The organism is Pseudoxanthobacter soli DSM 19599 (assembly GCF_900148505.1).
Taxonomy (GTDB): Bacteria; Pseudomonadota; Alphaproteobacteria; order Rhizobiales; family Segnochrobactraceae; genus Pseudoxanthobacter; species Pseudoxanthobacter soli.
In genome coordinates, this window is the sequence record NZ_FRXO01000001.1 from 216,373 (window position 1) to 235,939 (window position 19,567).

Below are 19,567 nucleotides of genomic sequence, written 5' to 3' on the forward strand. Positions count from 1 at the left end.
TTAAGTTTATCGAGCGTTCTTATAATCTGTTAGAAAGTGATAATTGCGTCTATGGCTGGATGGCATTGCCTTTTGCGAGGCGAATTGTCGCCAGATCCTAAGCGTGCAATATGAAAAACGTCTCTATTGCGTGTTTTGGTTTTCTGTCATCATCGTAGGGCGGGGTGGAGAGAGAGTCCATTGCCGTGACCGGGAAGCCGCTCCGGTGGTGGAAACCGGGCGCTCGCATCGCGCCGGTATCTACCGCGGCCGGTGCCGAACGTCAGTCTCGGAAGACCCCTGCGGATGGAGGCAACGCCCGATGATCGAATCGCTAGACCCGGTGCTGCTGTCGCGGTTCCAGTTCGCATTCACCATCGTCTTTCACGTCATCTTCCCGAGCTTCACAATCGGCCTCGCAGCCTGGATTGCGACGCTGACGGGCATGTCGCTGTTCACGGGAAATGACCGTTACGATCGGCTTGCCCGCTTCTGGACGAAGGTGTTCGCCGTCTCGTTCGGCATGGGCGTCGTCTCGGGCATCGTGCTGTCGTACCAGTTCGGGCTCAACTGGAGCCGGTTCTCGGAGGTCGTGGGCAACGTCATCGGTCCGCTGATCGGCTACGAGGTGCTGACGGCGTTCTTCCTGGAAGCGACGTTCCTCGGCCTGATGCTGTTCGGCTGGAACCGGGTGCCGCGGTGGCTGCACTTCTTCTCCTGCCTGATGGTGGCGGTCGGCACCTGCATCTCCGCCTTCTGGATCCTGTCCGCGAACAGCTGGATGCAGCATCCGGTCGGCCACGAACTGCGCGACGGCATTGCCTATCCGGTCGACTGGCTGACCATCATCTTCTCGCCGACGTTCCCGACGCGCTTCTTCCACATGGTGCTCGCGGCCTTCATCACCACCGGCTTCGTCGTGTTCGCGACCGGTGCCCGCTGGTGGCTGCAGGGCAAGTCGGTCGATCTCGCCGAAACCTGCATCCGCATGTCGCTGGGCCTGCTGATCGTGCTGGTGCCGATCCAGGGCTATGTGGGCGATGCCTCGGGCGAGGTGATCCGCCAATATCAGCCGGTCAAGCTGGCGACCATCGAGGGCCACTGGGGTGGCGACGAGGTGCCCGGCGCCGGCGTGCCGCTCGTCGTCTTCGCCATTCCGAGCGAGGCGGAACAGCGCAATCTCTACCAGATCGCGATTCCCCACCTCGGCAGCCTCATCGTGACGCGGTCGTGGGACGGGACCTATCCGGGCCTCTTGACGTTCGCGGAGGCGGATCGCCCGCCGCTGGTGCTGCCGTTCTTCGGCTTCCGCATCATGGTCGGCCTATGGGCGGTCATGCTTGCGGCGGTGCTGCTCGGCGCGTGGCTGTGGTGGCGCGGCCGCCTGTTCTCCGAGGGGCTTTATCTGCGCGCGGCGAGTTGGCTGTGGCCGATCGGCTTCGTGACCGTGATCTCCGGCTGGTTCGTGACCGAGATCGGCCGTCAGCCATGGGTCGCGACGGGCATCCTGCGCACCGCCGATGCCCACTCGCCGCTGCCCTCCGGCGCTGTACTCGTCACGCTCATTCTGTTCGTGATCGTCTATCTCATCGTCTTCGTTGCGGGCGCGCGCTACATCAACCACGTTCTGAGGCGTGGCCCGGGTGTTTCCGAATCGGGCGCCGACCATAGCGGCGGCGGCGAGGAAGAAGGCTACATGCGTCCGATTTCCGCTGCGCAGCCCGCCGGGCGTGGCGCCCTTCAGGCCGGGGAGTGATCCGCCATGGTGTTCATGGAATTCTATCTGCCGGTGATCTGGGGACTGCTGATCGGCGTCGCCATCGTGCTCTATGTGGTGCTCGACGGGTTCGATCTCGGCGTCGGCATCCTGTTTCCGTTCACCCGCAAGGAAGCCGACCGTGACCAGATGATGAGCTCGGTGTCGCCCTACTGGGACGGCAACGAGACATGGCTGGTGCTCGGCGGCGGCGGCTTGTGGGTGGCCTTTCCGAAGGCCTACGCCATCATCATGCCGGGCGTATACCTGCCGGTGGTGGTGATGCTGCTCGCGCTGGTGTTCCGCGGCGTCGCGTTCGAGTTCCGCTTCGTCGCCAAGCCCCATCACCGCTGGTGGGACGTGGCGTTTGCCGGCGGTTCCACCGTCGCGGCGTTCTGCCAGGGCGTGGTGCTCGGCACCGTGATCCACGGTCTGACGGTGGTCGACGGCGCGTTTGGCGGCAGCGTGTTCGACTGGCTGACCCCGTTCTCGGTCGTGTGCGGCCTGGGCGTTGTCGCCGGCTATGCGCTGCTCGGCTGCGGCTGGATGATGATGAAGATCGACGGGCCGCTGGCGGGCAGCGCGCGGCTGTGGTCGCGGCCGCTCCTGCTCGCGCTTGTCGCCTTCATCGGCATCGTCAGTCTCTGGACGCCGCTCGCCTATCCCTGGATCGCGGACCGGTGGTTCTCCGAGCCGATGATCTACTGGCTGTGGCCGGTGCCGCTGGTGACGCTGCTGGTCGCCTGGCTCGCCTATCGCGCCATCGAGCGGGGCAAGGGCCTCGGCACGTTCTCGGCGTCCGTGGCGTTGTTCCTGCTCTGCTTCCTCGGCCTCGGCATCTCCACCTTCCCCTATCTGGTGCCGCCGACTGTGACGGTCTGGGCCGCCGCTGCCGCGCCGGACAGCCAGATGTTCGTGCTGCTCGGCGTGATCCTGTTCCTGCCGTTGATCCTCGCCTACACCGCGTTCGTCTACTGGACGTTCCGCGGCAAGCTGAAGCCCGGCGAGGGCTATCACTGATCTGCGAGCAGGCGGAATGCGGGCGGGCGCAAGGCGCCCCCGCCTTGTCTGCGTGCACCGCCGTCCCCATTCTCTCGCGGGTAAGATGATGTCATCGCACGCGAGACGAGGGAGACGCCCGGAATGTTCGAAGGTCTGCGCCGCTATCTGCCCGGCAAGCTGGGGCGCGCGGGTATCACCGTGCCCGTGGTGCGCATCGCAGGCGTCATAGGCGTCGATGCGCCGTTCCGGCCGGGGGTGACGCTCGCCTCCGTCGCCTCGCCGCTGGAGAAGGCCTTCGCGGTGAAGGATGCGCCCGCCGTGGCGCTCATCGTCAATTCCCCCGGCGGCTCACCGGTCCAGTCCCACCTGATCCATCGCCGCATCCGCTCGCTTGCGGAGGAGAGCGGCAAGAAGGTGCTGGCGTTCGTCGAGGACGTCGCAGCCTCCGGCGGCTATATGGTCGCCGTCGCCGCCGACGAGATCGTCGCCGATCCGTCCTCCGTGGTCGGCTCCATAGGCGTGGTCTCGCAGGGGTTCGGCTTCGTCGACCTGATCGGAAAGCTCGGCATCGAGCGGCGTGTGCACACCGCCGGCACCCGCAAGGCGATCCTCGATCCGTTCCGGCCGGAAGAACCGCAGGACGTCGAGCATCTTCTGGCCCTTCAGGCCGAGATCCATGCCGGGTTTGTGGATCTGGTCAAGGCGCGCCGTCGCAATCTCGCCACGGATCGGACCGATCTTTTCTCTGGGTTGTTCTGGACCGGAACGACCGCCGTGCAACTCGGCCTCGTCGATAGGCTCGGCGACCTGCGTGGCACGCTGCGGGAGCGCTTCGGCGAGGATGTCCGGCCGAAGCTGATTGGCGGCGAACGGTCGTGGCCGTTCCGCCGCGGCCGCAGCGTTGGGGTCGACGCCGGTTCCGCGCTTGCCGAAGATGTGATGTCCGCGGTCGAAAGCCGAGCCTTCTGGTCGCGTTATGGCCTTTGATGGCGTCTGGTGAGTGCCCGTACCGGTCTCCCGCGAACAGGGGCGCCGATAGCCGACAGGAGGATGGAATGCCGCAGGTCGTGGTTCTGGTGACAGCCGTAGCCGTCGTGCTGGGCTGGCGCCTCATGAAGCGGGAGATGTCGCGCGTCGAGGCCCGCGTGGCCGCAGCGAACGAGGCGCAACGCCGCCGTGCCGCGACGGTGCGGGGCGGCGTTCCGCTTGAGCGTGATCCCGCCACCGGCATCTACCGCCCGCGCCAGGACGCCTGAGGCGTCTGCGGACCGTATTTGCGCCGCCGGATAGAACGACCGGCGCCATCGGGCGCGCGTTTCACGCGCGCCCGTTTTGTCGCGCTTTACGTCCCGATGCCGCTTCCGAGGGCGTCGGACGAAAAAATTCTCCTTCGACGGCACTTTTTTTTGAGCTGGCGCTCGAATCCGGTGCCGCAAATCGGTGCGCGATGTTCGCCCCCGAAAGTGTTTTCCACAGGTTGGAATAACAGCGAAATCCGCGGAAATCCGAGGATTGGGGCAGGGTGACGAACAACGCTCAGGGAGGCCGCTTGACATTCATCGGCCGGCATCGTACCTCCCACCTCGCCTCGGCGCGGTTCTCGCAGCCGGCTCCGGGGGTGTAGCTCAGTTGGTTAGAGCGCCGGCCTGTCACGCCGGAGGTCGCGGGTTCGAGCCCCGTCACTCCCGCCACTCTCTTCAAGGACTTAGCGGAAATCATCGGCGCTGCTCGAAGCGGCCAACCCGTTGTCAGCGCGGAACTCTCCCGTCATCGTCGCTTTCCGGTCATGTCAGATAACGCCTGTTCCGCGCGAGCGGTTCGGGCGATCGCCTGTTTCTGCCGCCCGGATGCCCATCGCCGCTCCCGTCGCTCCCAGCCTGATGGAGGGCTGGAATGGGAACGCCGCGACGCCCGAGATCGGCACGGGAGAGCGTGGACGTAGCGGGATGGGGATGTGCAGACCTGCACCCGTGGCGATGCCCGTGGGCAGGACGAGGCGGGCTGCCGTGCTGACAACCCTGTCGCGCCGTCCGCAATGCTGTCCAACGGTTGCCGAGGGATCTCGGCGCCGTCCGATGCTCGCAGGTGCCGTCGCCGGCCTCAGGCCCCGCCCAGTCGGTCCCTTGCGAGCGGTCCCTTGCCATCTGCCATCGGTTCGCTGCCGGCGCCCGGGCAGGCAGCTGTGCGACTGCGCCTCGACCTGCGGGCTGCGGGCCGCGAAGACGGGCTGGAGCCGCCTGGCGGAGGTCACCGATCCGGCGGCTTCAGAAACCGCCCTCAGAGACGCCTGAGTTGCTTCGGAACACCGCATGGCGCGCCCGCGATTACGCCGCACCGCGGCAATTGCCTTGCGCTACCCTCCCCACCCTTGGCTAAGGGGCGGGGAGGGGCCTTTTGCGGTCAGTACAGGGGAATGCCGATCAGGACGATGCCTGTGAGGAACATTCCGATGCCGGTCGTGATCGCGTAGATGCCGACCCGCTCCTTGGTCTGCATAGCCGTGCTTTTTCTGGTTGTCATGGCTATCTCCCTAGGCAGGACAAGTCCTGCTCACCAAGGATCGTTTCAACTTATTGTTATTGCAATAGAAAACTGAGCAATGTCGCTTTCCGGCATTTGCTGCACTGCAAATTACTGAAGAGATTTATGAATAGATTTTATATTGCGCACTATAAATGTACTGATTTAAGCGGAGTAATTTCGGCGTAATACGACCATATATCAGTATAAATGCAAAATTTTGATACCGCGCAAATTTGTCTCCTTGCGACGTCCACGTCGGCTTTTGATCCGAGCCGTCCGGGCGCTGGCGCGCTGCCATGGCCGATGTGACGTCGGGCGCCGGTCGATTCCGGAACAGCGTAAGTGTCCCGGGAGGCGACCTGCCGGCGCTCTCCCGACGGCCAGTCGAAAGAAGAGTGGCCGTTGTCGCGGTGGCCGCGGCGCGCCGGGTGCTGCCGGCAGCCGTCCCAACCTCGCCACAATTCCCGATATGCGGGTTTAAATTACATTTGCAACCAGACGATATGGCCTCTCTGGAGCCGCGTCTGCGCGCTTTTTTCCGCCTGTGACGCCGCAGCCGCAGTCCCGCGGCGCCCGCGAGAAAACCGTTCAAGTTTCAGTCGTTTGTGCGGTGCGGGATGGCGCCGGGGTCGCTGCCGTTACCGCGCCCTCGGGTGATGCGAAAGAACTGGACATTACAGGATTGTCATGTGGACACAGACTGGGCGTATTTCGTTTCTAAACACCAATCCATCCCAAACAGCGTGGAGCAATAATTCAGTATGGTGTTTACTCCAGCGCCCTCTATTTCGCCCTATAAGTTAACGAAATCTCGTCTTCCAAGAACTATATTTACTTACGGGTTTTCAATAATCGCTGCGGCATCGGTGGTAACGTCGCCTGTCGCCGCATTTGCCAAGGCCGAGCAAACGGTCGAGCAGGCAGAGGCCAAGACCTTGCCGTTCACCGGGCCGCCGGCGGCACCGCAACGCAGCACGGATGCGCGTCTGCTGGCGGTGGCGAAGGCAACGCCCGCGGAAGCCTCCGGGAAGTCGCAGGAAACCGACAAGCCTGAACAGCGCCAGAAGGCTTCCGGGCCGGTTAAGTGCGGTAATGCATCCTGGTACGCCTACGGTAGCCATACCGCGAGCGGGGAGCGTTTCTCCTCCAACGCGCTTACGGCCGCCCACCGCTCCATGCCGTTCGGCACGCGGCTCGAAGTCACGAACATGAAGACCAACCGGACCGTGGTCGTGCGGGTCAACGATCGCGGGCCCTTCGTGCGCGGGCGATTGATCGACCTGTCGAAGGGCGCCGCTCGCCAGATCGGCATGCTGAGCTCGGGCGTTGCCCCGATCTGCATCGCGGTCGTCTCGAACTGAACCTGAAACCGGTCCGCTCCCGCGCGCCGATCTGTGCCGTGCCCGCCGTGCGCTCAGCGCCGGCGGGCGCAGCGCCTTCGGGCTATGCGTGTCCAGCCTTCGCGTGTCCAGCCTTGGCATGTGCAAGCCGGGCCGACGCGGTTGCACGGGCCGTCGCGATCGGCTATTCCCCTTTTCGTCCGGCAGGGCTGCATGTCGTTGCGACGCGCCCGGGTGCCGGCGGACATGCGAGGACCGGGCCCGTGAGCGCCGCGCGTCACATTGCCGTTTCGACCGACCAGCTGGCTGCCGCCGGCGTCTCCGTCGTGCGCGCCGTGACGGCCGATGCCGTTTCCGCATCCTCTCGCCCTGGCACCCTCCGGCTCGTCCTTCTCCTTAGCTGCCCCTGAGCGCTGGCTGCCTTCGGGCGGGTTCTCAGGGGGCAGGCACGGCAGCCGATAGCATTCGAACAGTGTCCGCCGGCAAAGCGCCAGCCGGGCATGGCCGCCCCGAGAGCCCCTTGAGGCCGGGATGCGGGCCAGATGAAGGAAACGAGCCCATGACCAGTCACACCGCATCCGCTGGCATCGCCGATGCCAAGACCACGAAAGCCGGCGCCGCAAGGGAACGGATCGTCATCTTCGACACCACGCTGCGGGATGGCGAGCAGTCACCGGGCGCATCGATGACGCTGGAAGAGAAGATCCAGGTCGCCGAACTCCTCGATCACATGGGCGTCGATGTAATCGAAGCGGGCTTTCCGATCGCTTCCGTCGGCGACTTCGAAGCCGTCAACGAGATCGCCAAGCGCCTGAAGCGGTCCGTGGTCTGCGGCCTGTCCCGCGCCGCCTTCAAGGATATCGACCGGGCCGGCGAGGCGCTGGCGCCCGCCCACGCCAAGCGCATCCACACCTTCATCTCCACCAGCCCGCTGCACATGAAGTACAAGCTGCAGATGGAGCCGGAGAAGGTCTACGAAGCCGTCATCGCTTCGGTCACCCGCGCGCGCAACTACACCGACGACGTGGAATGGAGCGCCGAGGACGGCAGCCGCACCGAGCACGATTTCCTCTGCCGCTGCGTCGAAGCCGCCATCAACGCCGGCGCCACCACCATCAACATCCCCGATACCGTCGGCTACACCGTGCCGGAGGAATATGCCGCCCTGTTCCGCATGGTGCGCGAGCGGGTGCCCAATTCCGATAAGGCCGTGTTCTCGGTCCACTGCCACGACGATCTCGGTATGGCGGTCGCCAATTCGCTGGCCGGCGTTGCCGGCGGCGCCCGCCAGATCGAATGCACCATCAACGGCCTCGGCGAGCGCGCGGGCAACGCCGCGCTCGAGGAAGTCGTGATGGCGATCCGCACCCGCGGCGACGTCATGCCGTTCTACACGGGCATCGAGACGCCGCTGCTGACGCAGGCCTCCAAGCTGGTATCGGCGGTGTCGTCGTTCCCGGTGCAGTACAACAAGGCCATCGTCGGCAAGAACGCGTTCGCGCACGAGTCCGGCATCCACCAGGACGGCATGCTGAAGAACGCCGAGACCTACGAGATCATGCGCCCCGAGGATGTCGGCGTGCGCGCCACCTCGCTGGTGATGGGCAAGCATTCCGGCCGCCATGCCTTCCGCGACAAGCTGAAGTCGCTCGGCTTCGAGCTGGGCGACAACGCGCTCAACGACGCGTTCAAGCGCTTCAAGGATCTCGCCGACCGCAAGAAGGTCATCTACGACGAGGATCTGGAGGCGCTGGTCGAGGACGAGATCGCCAACGCGGGCGAGGCCGTCAGCGTGATCGCGCTCACCGTGATCGCCGGCACCGGCGGGCCGCAGAAGGCCATCATCACCATGTCGGTCAACGGCCAGCACATCACCCGCGAGGCGACCGGCTCCGGCCCGATCGACGCGATCTTCAACGCCGTGCGGTCCATCGTCCCCCACGAGGCCAAGTTGTCGCTCTATCAGGTGCACGCGGTGACCGAGGGCACCGACGCCCAGGCCGAGGTCTCCGTGCGGCTCGAGGAAGGCGGCAAGATCGCCACCGGCCGCGGCGCGGATGTCGACACCATGGTGGCCTCCGCGCGCGCCTACGTCTCCGCCCTCAATCGGCTCAGCGTCCGGCGGCAGAAGACGGCTCCCGCCGCCGCCTGACGCTCTGATGGAAACGGGGATGGCATGTCCATCCCTTGTTTTGGGCCGCGGCGTCCACGCCGCGGCCTTTTGCTTGCGGCGGGTTGCGATCAGGTGCGGCGGGCGTCGAGCCGCGTGATGTACCACTTCACCAGCGCGTCCCAGACGGCATCCTTGCCGGCGGCGTCCTCGATGCCATGGTCGAGGTTCGGGTTGTCGTTGATCTCGATGACGACCACGCCGCGCTCGGTTTCCTTCAAATCGACCCCGTAGAATCCGTTGCCGATGAGCCGGGCCGCCTTGATGGCCGTCTCGATCACGGCAGGCGGCGCGTCCTCGATGGCGAACGAGCGGAAGCGGCCCTCCTCCGCCTCCTTGCCGTCCTCATGGCGGATGATCTGCCAGTGCGCCTTCGCCATCATGTACTGGCAGGCGAACAGCGGCTCGCCGCCGAGCACGCCGATGCGCCAGTCGAAACTGGTGGGCAGGAATTCCTGCGCGAGCACCAGATCGGACTCGTCCAGAAGATCCTTCAGCTTTTCGGCGAGTGCGGCGGCGTCGTCGAGCTTGAACACGCCGCGCGAGAACGAGCCGTCGGGGATCTTCAGCACCACGGGCCAGCCGAGTTCCTCAGGCAGCGTCTCGGCCTGCTTCAGGCTGTCGACGATGACGGTCTTCGGCATCGGCACATCGTGGGCGGCGAGCAACTCGGCGAGATAGACCTTGTTGGTGCACCGGATCATCGACACGGGGTCGTCGATCACCGGCATCCCTTCCTGCGTCGCGCGGCGGGCGAAGCGGTAGGTGTGATTGTCGATCGATGTGGTCTCGCGGATGAACAGCGCATCGAACTCTGTGAGGCGGTCGAGATCGCCCTTCTCTATCGGCTCGATCTCGACGCCGTGTCGCGCCGCGACCTTGGCCATGTGCCGGAGCGAGGCCGGGCTGGAGGGGGGCAGGTCGGCCTTCGGGTCGTAGAGCACGGCCAGCGAATAGCGGAACGGATGGGTGCGCTCGCGCTGCGGCCGCCACGCCCGGCGCGTGTAGCGGTCGAGCGCGTCGATCAGCAGCGCGCGCTGCTCGTCTTCCAGGTCGGTGATCGGCAGGGTGCGGATGCGGTTGATGGACCACCACGCCTCGCCGGACGCCCGCACCTCGATGATGGGCGCGCGATACCAGTCGAACAGCAGGCGGCCGAATGCCTCGAAGCGGGCATCGTCCGGGCGACCGAAACAGACGGTCAGGCGGAAGTCCTTTTCCGGCATGGCCTTGAGGCCGCGGACGACCTTGTTGAGGCTGTCCTCCAGATCGGGTAGGGCGATGCGGTAGAGCTGCTTGCGCGACAGCTCGATGATGGTCTCGACCGAGGGCATCACGCGGTGTCCGCGCGCCTCGGCGAGCAGCGAGCAATAATAGCCGCTGCCCTGATAGCCGTAGGACCGGGAGAGGTTGATGACCGACGGCTTCATGTCGCCGAACAGCTTCGGCCGCAGCAGATAGTCCCGTACCGTCATCACCTTATGAGGCGTATCGGCGTTCGAGAGGTCACCCGGCTTGTCGACCAGAACGAGCCAGCTCATGCCGTGCACTCCGGCATCCACTGCGGCGACAGGGAAGGAATGGGGGCGGCGGGCCGCATCGGGCGACCCTCGGCAGCGTGGAAAGGCGTCATGCGGACAGGCCTCATGGGGGAGGGTTCAGGCGATTCGTTCCCGGCCAACGAGCACCGCGGCCCGGAGGCGGGTCCGTCCGTAGGCGCTCATTGCCTCGAACTCCGGCCAGGGGATCGCGATGTGGGCTTTCGCAACAACGGTTTCGTGCTCATCCGGTTCGATCCAGGGATCGTGGGCGAACACCGAGCGCTCGTCGTGGCCGTAGACCAGAAGCCAGTGCGGATAGCGCTCGTGGTACATGCGCCAGGCGGAGATCAGCACGATGGCGCAAAGGCCGCGGTCGAGCGCGGCGACGAGGTCGTCGCGGCCGAGCGGCCGTTCATGGATCGCCAGCCCAAGCGCTTGTGCTTCCTCGCGAAAAGTATCCTGCACCACCATCATGACCGCGCGCTTGGAAGGCGTGCGCACGCCGTCGAGGAACAAGGGCGGGCGCTGGTTCAGCCAGACCGAGGTGTCGAACCCGCGCTTCTTCAGGGCCACCGCCATGCCGACCGGCTCGCAGCCGCCGTGGCCGGAGGTCATGAAGATCGTCGTCGCCTCGCGCCACAGCGTCAGTTCCAGCGCGCGCGTGGGGGCGACGGCGGGATCGAGGGCCGCCATCGCCATCGCCATTGCGGCCGGGCCGCAGGTGAATTCGGTCGTCTGCGGGAAATAGGGCACGCTGCGCGCGACGGGCGGGTGGCGGCCGATCAGGGCCTTTTCCAGCCGCAGCGCCGCCTGATGGTCCTCGTAATAGTCGAGAAAACGGCCGAATTCCCGATAGCCTGCAGCACGATAGAGGGTGATGGCGCCCATGTTGTCGGCGCGGACCTCCAGGCGCAGGAACAGGGCGCCGTGGTCGCGGGCCTCCTCCTCGACGCGCGCCAGCATCATCCGGGCGATCCCGCGCCGGGAGAAGGCGGGCGCGACGGCGATGGAATAGAGCCGGGCGACCGAAGTGCCGGCGCGGAACAGCACGAGGGCGTAGCCGGCGAGCGCACCGTCGGCCTCTGCCACGAACAGCGAGGCGGAGGGCTTCTCGACGAAGTCGCGGAACGAGCGGGCGCTGATGCGGTCGGTCGCGAACACACGTTCCTCGAACGCGGCGAGGGCCGGCACGTCCTCGCGCCGCGCGCGTCTCAGAACAGGCGGGGAAACCACGTCCGCCGCGCTCTGGTCGTCTGCGGCGCCATCCTGCGGGGAGCTGGAATTCGTCAGCGTTTTCATGATGAAAGACGATGAGTGCCGTGCCGTCGGGACGAGCGGGAACGCGGTGGAGAAGCACCCTGGCGCAGGGAACGGCGGTCGCGAACAGTACAGGCGGCCGGTGGGAGACCAGGCCGGATTGCGACGCGAACGAGCGGGATTCGATGCCTCCGTCGCGGCATTTTCGAGGCGGCCCGGCGCAAACACGGGCCGAACGCGAAAATTTGTGCGGGCTCAATGAAACTGCCGTCCAACCCTTCACGTTCTCCGCCAAGGCAGATGCCCGAAATGCGGGCGGCCGGCTGGACTTCCGCGGCGAGGTCGTGCTCCACTCGCGCGATTTCACAGGGGGCGACCTGTGGGACAGAGTCGCCAAAACCGGAGATAGAACAATGCGTAAGCTTCTCGTTCCGGCCGTTCTGGCGATGGCGCTCGCGGCCTGCACCCAGACCCAGACCAACCGCGCCGTCGTCGGCGGCGCCGTCGGTGCCGGCCTCGGCGCCGTGACCGGTGCGGCGATCTCCGGCAATGCCGGCGGCGCGCTGACCGGCGCGGCCATCGGCGGCGTCGGCGGCGCGGCGGTAGGTGCGGCGACCGCGCAGTAACCCCACGCAGCCGCGCGCGGTGCGCGGTTGATGCGCACTTCGTGCGCGCGCAGTGGTCGCCTTGAGCGGCGATTTGCGCGCGCATGCGCGCATCAGCATCGCCGCCGCGCGGTTCGACGCGTGAAGACGGGTCAAACGCGCTTTTCGTCACCGCGACCGCATCGTCGACGCGCCGACCGATGCCCTCGCGGCACTTCTCGGGTGGCGCTTTGCGGGCGGCGTCCGCAAGTCGGCCTTCGTTTCGAACGGGTGCGAATCGATGTCAGGGAAGCAGCACGCGATGCCCGGGACCTCCGTCGGTCGCAGAAGGTCGAGGGCGGACTCAGATGGCGGTCATGGCTCGGACGCATTGCTGTGGGCGAGGACTGCCGCCTCCGGGAGGTGGCTCCGGCGGGGTGTGATCTGGCTGACGGCCGTTGTCATCTCCGGCGCGGCTTTGCCGGGCAAGGTCGCGGCGGCGAGCTTCGATTGCGGAGCGGCGCGGGCCGCGGATGAAATCGCGATCTGCCATTCGCAGGCCCTCTCCGATCTCGACGTCCGGATGGCGACGACCTACGGCATCCTCATCCGGCTCGTCGCGATGGGACAACGTGGCATGCTGCAGGACGGCCAGCGCGCCTTCCTGGCGAGCCGGGCGGCGTGCGGGGCCGACACGGCGTGCATTGCCGCCGCCTATCGCGACCGCCTCGCCATCCTCGACAAGGCCGTCGACGCGATCGTCTCACGCGGCCCTTATTGATTGCGGCGCCGCTTCGCGGCAAACAGGGCGGAAGCAACCGATGGATGCGAGCCCCGCGAGGCGCTGATGGTTTCGAAGAGACCGGCCGGTAGCGGTCAGGCGAAGGCGAAAGCCGGTGCGGCGGTCGCGAAGGCCCGGCCCGGCGGCAGCGGCGCGGCGAGTGCCGGCGGCAGGCCGGCCGGCGCGGAGCGGTGGGCCTTCGCCCGCCATGTGCCCTGGAACGATCGGGCGGGGCGGTTCTCCTGGCTGAAGACCGGCGTGTTCGTGACGCTGTTCATCCCCGCCGCGCTCATCCTCGCGACGCTCGCGAATGCGGTCGCGCCGTCGGCGCCGGCGGGCAATGCAGCTTTCGGCGATGCCCGGCCGGTGACCATCGCGCTTCACAGCTTCGGCGACTGGTCGGTCCGGCTGCTGCTCTTGTCGCTCGCGGTGACCCCGGCGATGCGGCTGCTGCGCCGCCCGCGGCTGATCCTCGTCCGCCGCATGATCGGCGTCGCCGCCTTCCTCTATGCCGCGAGCCACTTCACGCTCTATGTGGTGGACCAGAAATTCGATCTGGCGCGGGTCGCGAGCGAGATCGCGCTCAGGTTCTACCTGACGGTCGGCTTCGTCACGCTGGTCGGGCTCGCGGTGCTGGCGGCGACCTCGGTGGATGCCGTCATCCGCAAGATGGGCGCCCGGCGCTGGCAGGCGCTGCACCGTCTGGTCTATCCGTTGACGGCGCTGGCGCTGTTCCACTTCTATCTCCAGACCCGCCTCGACGTCAGCGAGCCGGTGCTGATGACCGGATTCTTCCTGTGGCTGATGGGCTTCCGCCTGATCGCGCGCCGGTCGACGGTGCCCGTGCTCATCGCGCTTGCCGTCGGTGCGGCGGTGCTGACGGGCGTCGCGGAGGTCGCCTGGTACGGTCTTGCGACGAGCGTCGCGCCGGCGCGGGTGATCGCGGCCGATCTCAGCCTTGCCGCCGGCATTCGCCCGGTCTGGTGGGTGTTGATCATCGGGCTTGCGATCGCGCTCGGCACTGCAATTCTGAACAGATCGGCCCGCCAATCCGGAGTAAATCGCGCGTCCTGAGCGCAGCAGCGGAGTCGATCTTCTTATTCTCGATTTGTGTTCGATATCGATCATCATCTCTATTACATCGATGAGATCGAATGGCATTTAAGTCATGGTTTCGGAAAAAGGTAGTAAGGGCTGCTAATTTCTCCCTGGGGAAGGCGGCGCAAAGATTGCGCGCAGATTTCCCAGTTTGGGTAGCGCGCGCATTTACTTTCATCTCCCTCACGTTGTAACTTTAATAATGCGCAGCTGGGGCTAAGGCTGCGCTTCGTGGGATATCTGTTCGGTTGGCTGGCTCGGGGCGTCATTTCCGCGCCTGCGCGGTCTATTCGCGGCATTTTCGGGGTGGAATTGAACCGTCATCGCGTTCGCGGCTTTTAGATCCATCGGGCCGGTCTTTCCGGTCGCCGTGATCGAAGCGCCGCCGCGATCCGCGGCGAAATTCAGGGCTTGCGGGAAGGGCATGATTTCTCCAACCAGAGCCATAGGGGCGCTTCTGCGCAGCGATTCCGACATCGCGGTGCGCGGCGGGCGACAGGACGACCGCACGAAGAAGCTCGTCATCCACGCCGGGGGCAGCAAGACCGGCAGCTCCTCGATCCAGATGGCGCTGGCCGAGAACGCGCGCGCGCTCAAGGCCGCCGGCATCCTGGTTCCGGACACCAATCTGGGGACGCGGGCCGCGGTCACCGGCCATCAGGTGCCGTTGTTCGAGACGCTGCGCCACAAGCCGTGCGAGGGCCGCGAGATCGTCACCGCCCGGATCACGGATCTGTTCGAGCGGAATTCCGACTGCCACACGGTGCTCATCAGCGCCGAGAATCTCGGCAGCATCGGCGACGAGCCGCGCCTGTTCGACGATGTCGTGGGGCGCTACGACACCCGCGTCATCATGTATATCCGCCGGCAGGACGAGTTCATGCTCTCGGCCTGGCAGCAATGGTTCGGCAAGCAGAACACGGACTTCTGGGCGTGGCTGCTCGAGAGCGCCGGAGATTACGGCAACTGGCGGCGGATGGTGGAGAATTGGCTCGCCGCTCTCGATGAAAGCCGCATCACCCTTCGCCTGTTCGACCGCGAGCATCTGGTGGATCGCGACGTGGTGGCGGACTTCTTCTCCCTGATCGGTCCCGTTCCCCAAGGGCTGAAATTTCCGCGCAGCAAAGCCAATCCCAGCTACGCGCCGGCCCTGTTCGACATGGTGACGGGCGAGAAGCTCGTGTTCGAGGACGAGCACGACTCGCGCTTCTTCGACATGGTCGAGGATCTCGTCGGCAGCCGGTTCCACAAGGCCGCCCGCGACCCCGAACTCACCCCGGCGCAACGGCGGGCGCTGCTGTCGCGCTACCGGGATTCGAACGAGTGGATTCGGCAGCGATTCTTTCCCGAGCTGCCGGCCCCGCTGTTCGACGTGCATGAGCCGCCGTCTTCGGTTGTGAAGCCCAAATCGCGGGAAGACGTGATGGCCGAGCAGATCAGGATGCTCGCGGTCATGATGTACCGCCTCTACCGCAAGAACAACGCGACCTGAGACGACGCGACCTGAACGGACGACGCGCCGCCGCAGCCCCCGCGCCGCTGCCGCCGCATCAGCGCTGGCCGGCTCGTCCGCCGAGAGAGGCGGACGTGGCCGTGCCCGCCGCCACGGACGGGTCTTCGCTGGGACGGATGGGCCTTCGCCGGGCCATGACGGCCCACCACCGCGGCGGCGGGCCGTTCGCGTGTCGAACCGGGCGGCCGGCACCGGCTACTGCAGATAGCTCGGAAGCTTCTGGGTGTAGTTGGCATAGGCGCCGTTGTTGGCGTCGTGCTCGTAGACCGGATGATCGGGCGTGCCGACATTGATGAGGTCGTCGGGCAGGGCCGCCTTCGCGTCGGTGCTTGCGGCGGCGGGTGCCGCCATGGTCGCCGGCGCCGTCATGCTCGCGGCGTGCATCGGCGTCGCCTTGTGCACCGGCGTCTTGTGCGCGGTGTGGACGATCTTCTTCTTGTGGACCGGGGTTCCCATCGTCGCCTGGTCCTGGGACGCCGCCGCGCCCGCGCCGGCCGCGGAGGCGGGCAGCGAGAGCATGGCGACGGCCAGAAGCGCGATGGCGGTGCTGGTGAGGGAACGGGTGAGGGATGTGGTCGAGATCATGGCGCGTCTCCGATGATGATCGAGACGGCGTGGGGCCGTGTCGCTTGCCTGCGATCGCGGTGGCGCCGGGCTTCATCGGTTGTCTGCGCCGCGCCTCATGCCGGAAAGCCGAGGTGCGGGGCGGTTCCTCCCGAAGGCCGATCTGATCTAGAGCGCGGCTTCGGGCGCAAACGAGACGGCGGCATGGCGACTCCGCGCCAAATACGGCGAAATCCGATTGATGGGATGAAAAGCAGGGTCTCGCGGTATGGCTGTATCCGCAGGAACGATATGAAATATCGACTATATGCGTCACATACGATCCGGCGCGCAGGCTGCCACAATTTTCGATCACGAAAGCGCGATCGGTCCGCACTGGGTGCCGCCGAACGGTTTCGGGCTGGCCGCCTCGTCCCTGCATCGCGAAATCCGAGGCAAATTCAGCCGCTTATGGTTGAGAGGCGCCGTCTGCCTCGCTTGGCGCGGGTAAGGCGGGATTCGCCCGCGGCAACACCCCGCGATGCACGGGGCCGGAAGGCCCGCCGTGGTCCTCAAACCGGATCGGGCACAAAGCCTTCGAAGATCATCTGATCGGCAAAGATGCGCGCGTGTTCGCGTTCATCGGGCGTGCGCACGGTCCAGGTCAGCAGGGGGCGGCCGAACAGCCGCCGCAGGATCGCCGGCCCCGGCATCGGCAGCGCGTGGACGTCGTAGGCGACGAAATCCGGGCAGGTTCTCGGCGCGTGCATCAGGTGGCGCAGGCCGAACCGCGTCATGGTGGACTGGCCGGGATAGTCCGCGGCGTCGGTGGCGCGGTCGGCGACGATGCCGTGCGGCCGGTCCGGAATGCTGCGGCGCAGGTTCTCGACGATGTCCGGATCGAACGACATCAGGGCCGCGGGGCCGGCATAGTCCGCGAGGCGTTCGGCCACGGCGGCGACGAGCCGGCGGCCGCCGTCGCGGCGCCAGTCGCTCTTCAGCTCCAGCACCAGCGGAACGCGGCCGCCGACGAGGGCGAGGAGGTCACCGAGGGTCGGGATGTGGGCGTCCGTGCCGCGCATGGTGAGAGCGGCGAGCGCGGCGGCATCGTGGAGCACCACCGGGCCCGTCGCCTCGGTCAGCCGCTCCAGGGTGTCGTCGTGGAACACCACGACCTCGCCGTCGGCGGAGAGCTGCAGGTCGACCTCGATCGAGAAGCCGCGCGCAAGCGCGGCCTCCGCGGCGGGCAGGGTGTTTTCCAGGATGCCCGCCCGCGCGTTGTGCAGGCCGCGATGGGCGACCGGCCGGGCGACCAGCCAGGGAAAGTCTCGCGATTTCTCAGGCATGGCGGCACTCTCCGGCCGGTTGATCGAACGCGGTGTCGGCTCAGGCGACTTCGAGGATGGCTTCGACCTCGACGGGCGCGCCGAAGGGCAGGGCGGACACGCCGATGGCGGAGCGGCTGTGACGGCCGCGTTCGCCGAGCGCCGACACGAACAGATCCGAGGCGCCGTTGATGACCTTGGGCTGGTCGCCGAAATCGGCCGTGGAGGCGACGAAGCCGGTGACCTTCACCACCCGCACGATCTTTTCGAGATCGCCGAGCGCGGCCTTGGCCTGCGCCAGAATGTTGATGGCGCACAGGTGCGCCGCCGCGCGCGCTTCCTCGATATCGAAGCCGGCGCCCAGGACGCCGCGATAACGCAGGCCTTCCGAATCGACCGGAATCTGACCGGAGATGAACAGCAGCGAGCCGCTGCGCACGGTCGGCACATAGTTCGCCGCCGGGGCGGCCGGGCTCGGCAGGGTTATACCGAGAGCGGCGAGGCGGGCTTCGGCGGTTTCCGACATGTTTTTCTGTCTCCAGCTGTCCGGGCGCGCGCGGCGTTCGGATCGGCGGCCTTCACGCGCGGGCCTTCGTGTCATTTGGCCGAATTTCGGCGGCGCGGCAACATCGCCGAAAGCCGCGCCATCGCCGAACGCCGCGCCAGGCGGCGTTTCGCAGGCGAAGCGGGCGTTGCCTCCCGGCGGGGGCGGATTCGGGCGGCGGCGATGCGCGAGCATGCGTGTGGTTCAGATCGAGGCGGTCCGGACGGCGCGGACGGCCCGAAGTCGCTCTATCCTCAGCCGGCTCATTGCGGCGGGGCGGGTCCGGCCGGACACGGGGCGTTCGAGCATAACCCATTCAGATCGAACCGATCTGAACGGCACGGATATGCTCAAGGTTTCGAATCCGGAGCGAATTCCGGTCGATCCGATGAGTCCGTGAGATCGGAAGGCGCTCTAAAGCCTTGAATCCCCGGCCTGATCCCTTATTCGGTGCGGAGCACGATTTAGACGATTGCGCCGGCGGCGGATCGTTGCTGAATTCGCAGGGCGGCGTCCGGCCTGCCCGTCCGGGGCGCGCGTCGGGCCATGGTTCCGCCGCGGTGAGGTGCGACCCCGGTTCGGCTCGGGTGTTCGGAGGAATGATAGATGGCGTCGAATTCGCTTCAGGCCCTTCAGGCGCGTGCCGCGCGGCTCGGAACCGGCATGGGCTTCCGGCTTCGCGCGGCGGGTGCCGCGGGGCTTGCGCTCGCGCTCGTGGCCTCGCCGCTGGCGACGGCCGCTGCCGGCACGGCGCCGGCGGCCGCAACCGCGCTTGCCGGCAAGGAAGCCTCGATCGTCGCCGGGTTCGCGCCCCATCGCGCGGTCTACGATCTCGCGCTCGACAACGTCGAGTCGAACGCCGCGGTGTCCGACGTCGGCGGCCGCATGGTCTATGAGATCACCGGCGGCGCCTGCGAGGGCTTCAGCGTGAACTTCCGCATGGTCACGGAGGTGCAGGACGACGAGGGCGGCAACCGCCTGACCGATCTGCGCACCACCAGCTACGAAAGCGGAACGGCCGACAGCTACCAGTTCCTGACCCAGAATTTCGTCGATCAGGACAAGGACGACGAGACCAAGGGCGCCGCCACCCGCAAGGACGGCAAGACCCGGCTGGACCTGATCGAGCCGAAGAAATTGCAGGCGGAGATCGATCCGGCGGCGCTGTTCCCGACACAGCATCTCGCGCGGCTGGTCGCGGCGGGCGAGTCTGGCCAGCGCATCGTGCAGGCGGACCTGTTCGACGGTTCGGAAGATGGCCAGAAGGTTTATGCCACCACGGCCGTGATCGGCCCGACCATCACCGGCGCGGACACGCCCGATGACGACGACCCGAAGGCGGTCGCCGCGCTGAAGGGCATTCCGCACTGGCCGGTGCGCCTCAGCTATTTCGATATCGAGGACGGCCCGGTCGGCGAACAGACGCCTGTCTACGAGATGTCGTTCCTGCTCTACGCCAACGGCGTGACGCGGCGGCTGAAGCTCGATTACGGCGATTTCGTCGTTTCCAGCAACCTGAAGACCATCGAGATGCTGCCGAAGGCGGCATGCGCCAAGTAAATCGCGCCAAGTAATTTGCGCCGGTTCATTTGCGCCGGTTCAACCGCGCCG

16 protein-coding genes and 1 tRNA gene are annotated in these 19,567 nt (G+C 66.5%); 12 read left to right on the plus strand and 5 right to left on the minus strand.

The genetic code is table 11. From position 1 onward, the window contains the following. The first annotated feature begins 301 nt into the window (after positions 1 to 301). The 7 genes from BUF17_RS00880 to BUF17_RS00910 all read left to right on the plus strand — a co-directional run bounded on the left by BUF17_RS00880 (position 302) and on the right by BUF17_RS00910 (position 8,752). A complete protein-coding gene (locus BUF17_RS00880) occupies positions 302 to 1,735 on the plus strand; it encodes a cytochrome ubiquinol oxidase subunit I (protein WP_073625334.1) in 1,434 nt (477 codons plus the stop codon). Positions 1,736 to 1,750: 15 nt separating this feature from the next. Beyond that, on the plus strand, positions 1,751 to 2,755 hold the full coding sequence (gene cydB, locus BUF17_RS00885; RefSeq protein ID WP_084563950.1) for a cytochrome d ubiquinol oxidase subunit II: 1,005 nt from the start codon (positions 1,751 to 1,753) through the stop codon (positions 2,753 to 2,755). Between the two features lie 123 nt (positions 2,756 to 2,878). Beyond that, entirely contained in the window at positions 2,879 to 3,724 is an 846-nt protein-coding gene (locus BUF17_RS00890) for a S49 family peptidase (protein WP_073625336.1), read from the plus strand. A 68-nt stretch (positions 3,725 to 3,792) separates the two neighbouring features. Further along, complete coding sequence (locus BUF17_RS00895) at positions 3,793 to 3,993, plus strand: hypothetical protein (RefSeq protein ID WP_073625337.1); 201 nt, start codon at positions 3,793 to 3,795, stop codon at positions 3,991 to 3,993. Positions 3,994 to 4,351: 358 nt separating this feature from the next. Next, positions 4,352 to 4,428 (plus strand) — tRNA-Asp (locus tag BUF17_RS00900). Positions 4,429 to 6,246: 1,818 nt separating this feature from the next. Then, entirely contained in the window at positions 6,247 to 6,621 is a 375-nt protein-coding gene (locus BUF17_RS00905) for a septal ring lytic transglycosylase RlpA family protein (RefSeq protein ID WP_428977620.1), read from the plus strand. Between the two features lie 538 nt (positions 6,622 to 7,159). Then, entirely contained in the window at positions 7,160 to 8,752 is a 1,593-nt protein-coding gene (locus BUF17_RS00910) for a 2-isopropylmalate synthase (protein ID WP_073625339.1), read from the plus strand. 89 nt (positions 8,753 to 8,841) lie between these two features. On the opposite strand, the gene BUF17_RS00915 is transcribed toward BUF17_RS00910, so the two are convergent. Then, positions 8,842 to 10,311 (minus strand): RimK family ATP-grasp domain-containing protein, encoded by a 1,470-nt coding sequence (locus BUF17_RS00915; RefSeq protein WP_073625340.1) that lies wholly within the window; start codon positions 10,309 to 10,311, stop codon positions 8,842 to 8,844. A 117-nt stretch (positions 10,312 to 10,428) separates the two neighbouring features. Further along, on the minus strand, positions 10,429 to 11,610 hold the full coding sequence (locus tag BUF17_RS00920) for a peptidase C39 family protein (RefSeq protein WP_084563745.1): 1,182 nt from the start codon (positions 11,608 to 11,610) through the stop codon (positions 10,429 to 10,431). 371 nt (positions 11,611 to 11,981) lie between these two features. Between BUF17_RS00920 and BUF17_RS00925 the strand changes: the two genes are divergently transcribed. The 4 genes from BUF17_RS00925 (at position 11,982) to BUF17_RS00940 (ending at position 15,523) form a co-directional block, all read left to right on the plus strand. Continuing rightward, complete coding sequence (locus BUF17_RS00925; protein WP_073625341.1) at positions 11,982 to 12,194, plus strand: YMGG-like glycine zipper-containing protein; 213 nt, start codon at positions 11,982 to 11,984, stop codon at positions 12,192 to 12,194. 397 nt (positions 12,195 to 12,591) lie between these two features. Continuing rightward, positions 12,592 to 12,933, plus strand: a complete 342-nt coding sequence (locus BUF17_RS00930; RefSeq protein ID WP_073625342.1) for a lysozyme inhibitor LprI family protein — start codon at positions 12,592 to 12,594, stop codon at positions 12,931 to 12,933. A gap of 66 nt (positions 12,934 to 12,999) precedes the next feature. Then, positions 13,000 to 14,007 carry a protein-methionine-sulfoxide reductase heme-binding subunit MsrQ gene (locus BUF17_RS00935; protein WP_084563747.1) on the plus strand — a complete coding sequence of 336 codons (1,008 nt, stop codon included), beginning with the start codon at positions 13,000 to 13,002 and terminating at the stop codon, positions 14,005 to 14,007. A gap of 448 nt (positions 14,008 to 14,455) precedes the next feature. Then, on the plus strand, positions 14,456 to 15,523 hold the full coding sequence (locus tag BUF17_RS00940) for a hypothetical protein (protein ID WP_073625343.1): 1,068 nt from the start codon (positions 14,456 to 14,458) through the stop codon (positions 15,521 to 15,523). Between the two features lie 216 nt (positions 15,524 to 15,739). Here the strand turns inward: BUF17_RS00940 and BUF17_RS00945 are convergent, their stop codons facing one another. From BUF17_RS00945 to BUF17_RS00955, 3 genes are all read right to left on the minus strand, one after another. Then, on the minus strand, positions 15,740 to 16,129 hold the full coding sequence (locus BUF17_RS00945) for a hypothetical protein (RefSeq protein WP_073625344.1): 390 nt from the start codon (positions 16,127 to 16,129) through the stop codon (positions 15,740 to 15,742). Between the two features lie 530 nt (positions 16,130 to 16,659). Continuing rightward, positions 16,660 to 17,433, minus strand: a complete 774-nt coding sequence (locus BUF17_RS00950; protein WP_073625345.1) for a glycerophosphodiester phosphodiesterase family protein — start codon at positions 17,431 to 17,433, stop codon at positions 16,660 to 16,662. A gap of 40 nt (positions 17,434 to 17,473) precedes the next feature. Continuing rightward, the gene (locus BUF17_RS00955) at positions 17,474 to 17,938 is read right to left on the minus strand and encodes a RidA family protein (RefSeq protein WP_073625949.1); all 465 of its coding nucleotides are present in this window, start codon (positions 17,936 to 17,938) and stop codon (positions 17,474 to 17,476) included. Between the two features lie 624 nt (positions 17,939 to 18,562). On the opposite strand from BUF17_RS00955, the gene BUF17_RS00960 reads away from it, so the two are divergent. Then, a complete protein-coding gene (locus BUF17_RS00960) occupies positions 18,563 to 19,516 on the plus strand; it encodes a cell envelope integrity EipB family protein (RefSeq protein ID WP_084563748.1) in 954 nt (317 codons plus the stop codon). Positions 19,517 to 19,567: the final 51 nt, after the last annotated feature.

Excerpts from the sequence above, each read along its gene's own strand:
- BUF17_RS00880 (WP_073625334.1), top strand. The coding sequence starts at position 302 with ATGATCGAATCGCTAGACCCGGTGCTGCTGTCGCGGTTCCAGTTCGCA.
- cydB (WP_084563950.1), top strand. The coding sequence starts at position 1,751 with ATGGAATTCTATCTGCCGGTGATCTGGGGACTGCTGATCGGCGTCGCC.
- BUF17_RS00890 (WP_073625336.1), top strand. The coding sequence starts at position 2,879 with ATGTTCGAAGGTCTGCGCCGCTATCTGCCCGGCAAGCTGGGGCGCGCG.
- BUF17_RS00895 (WP_073625337.1), top strand. The coding sequence starts at position 3,793 with ATGCCGCAGGTCGTGGTTCTGGTGACAGCCGTAGCCGTCGTGCTGGGC.
- BUF17_RS00910 (WP_073625339.1), top strand. The coding sequence starts at position 7,160 with ATGACCAGTCACACCGCATCCGCTGGCATCGCCGATGCCAAGACCACG.
- BUF17_RS00915 (WP_073625340.1), bottom strand. The coding sequence starts at position 10,311 with ATGAGCTGGCTCGTTCTGGTCGACAAGCCGGGTGACCTCTCGAACGCC.
- BUF17_RS00920 (WP_084563745.1), bottom strand. The coding sequence starts at position 11,610 with ATGAAAACGCTGACGAATTCCAGCTCCCCGCAGGATGGCGCCGCAGAC.
- BUF17_RS00925 (WP_073625341.1), top strand. The coding sequence starts at position 11,982 with ATGCGTAAGCTTCTCGTTCCGGCCGTTCTGGCGATGGCGCTCGCGGCC.
- BUF17_RS00935 (WP_084563747.1), top strand. The coding sequence starts at position 13,000 with ATGGTTTCGAAGAGACCGGCCGGTAGCGGTCAGGCGAAGGCGAAAGCC.
- BUF17_RS00940 (WP_073625343.1), top strand. The coding sequence starts at position 14,456 with ATGATTTCTCCAACCAGAGCCATAGGGGCGCTTCTGCGCAGCGATTCC.
- BUF17_RS00945 (WP_073625344.1), bottom strand. The coding sequence starts at position 16,129 with ATGATCTCGACCACATCCCTCACCCGTTCCCTCACCAGCACCGCCATC.
- BUF17_RS00950 (WP_073625345.1), bottom strand. The coding sequence starts at position 17,433 with ATGCCTGAGAAATCGCGAGACTTTCCCTGGCTGGTCGCCCGGCCGGTC.
- BUF17_RS00955 (WP_073625949.1), bottom strand. The coding sequence starts at position 17,938 with ATGTCGGAAACCGCCGAAGCCCGCCTCGCCGCTCTCGGTATAACCCTG.
- BUF17_RS00960 (WP_084563748.1), top strand. The coding sequence starts at position 18,563 with ATGGCGTCGAATTCGCTTCAGGCCCTTCAGGCGCGTGCCGCGCGGCTC.